The 1,226-nt window shown below is 56.4% G+C and carries 2 protein-coding genes; one reads left to right on the top strand and one right to left on the bottom strand.

The window, feature by feature from the left end; genetic code table 11:
• The coding region (locus Q7L55_09445) for a hypothetical protein (protein ID MDO8732772.1) at positions 1–192 on the top strand (192 nt) is incomplete at its 5' end.
• A gap of 818 nt (positions 193–1,010) precedes the next feature.
• Here Q7L55_09445 and Q7L55_09440 read toward each other — a convergent pair.
• Positions 1,011–1,226: hypothetical protein (locus Q7L55_09440; GenBank protein ID MDO8732771.1), on the bottom strand; the 216-nt coding region annotated here is incomplete at its 5' end.

Genomic DNA, 1,226 nt, shown 5'->3' with positions numbered 1-1,226 from the left:
GCGTCGGGAACGATGCGAAGAATGATTCGATACGACGTTTCATACGTCTACCCGTTCGCCGAGCGCCGAACGGAGCCGCTTCGTCGCTCGATGCACGGCGACACGGACGGCGATGGTGCGCTTCCCGACCACATCGGCGATTTCAGAGCTAATGAAAGTTTCGAGTTGGTGAAAGTCCATTCTTTCTTCTGAGATGAGCGGGAATCTGGAAAACTTAGGGACGTATGACCCTAAGTGGAGCAAGGAAACACTGTCCATCGTGTACGAAACAGATGCAACGATGGGGTACGCACCCATCCGGAACCAAACGATGGTACTGCACCGATTGCGGGAGACATGCCACCCGCAAACGCAAGGACAACCGCCTGAGAAGGCGGTTGTCCTTGTTGGTGATGTGGCTCACGACGAAATCCACGTTGCGTCATGTGGCGGAGAAAGTCGGAGTGAGCACGCAGTGCCTGCACGCATGGTTCCGTCCATTGTGGGCCAACCCACCGAAGCCGATGCCGATCACGAACGTCCGCGTGCTCGTGCTCGATGGGACGTCCGTCGTGCACCGACGGTGCGTGCTGCTCATTGCCGGTGATGCCGATCGAGCAATACCCGTCTCGTGGCTTCCGGTCGAACGGGAAGCGTACGAGAGCTGGCACGTCTTCCTGCGCAATCTTTGCCCGGAAGGTATACAGCCCGCCTTGGTCATCTGCGACGGTCAACGAGGCCTCCTGAAGGCCATCCATGCGGTGTGGCCAGCGGCAAAGATTCAGCGCTGCTTGGTTCATGTCATCCGACAGTCTCGTGCATGGCTCACGCAGCATCCCAAGACCAAGGCAGGACGAGATCTCCTCGTTCTTGTGCAAAAACTTTCCATGATACGTACGAAGCGACAAAAGCGGCGGTGGATCCGTGCATTCAAATATTGGTACCGCACACACGATCGATTCCTGAAAGAACGCACGTATCTTGCCACCGGTCATTGGTGGTACACCCACCGCAAACTTCGTGGAACTCGATCATTGCTCCGCAATGCCATTCCCGACCTCTTTCGCTTCGTGACCGACCCATCCGTTCCCAGAACCTCCAATCATGTGGAGGGTGGCTGCAATGCCCGTATCAAGGAACTCTTTCGCTGTCATCGAGGGTTCAGTCTGAGCAGGAAGATCACGCTCGCTAGCTGGTACCTGGCCCTCCGGCAGGGTCAAAAACCAACTCGTTTCTTTCATTAGCTC

It is taken from the genome of Actinomycetota bacterium (assembly GCA_030650795.1).
GTDB lineage: Bacteria > Actinomycetota > Actinomycetes > S36-B12 > S36-B12 > UBA11398.
This window is presented reverse-complemented; position numbering and strand designations above follow the sequence as displayed.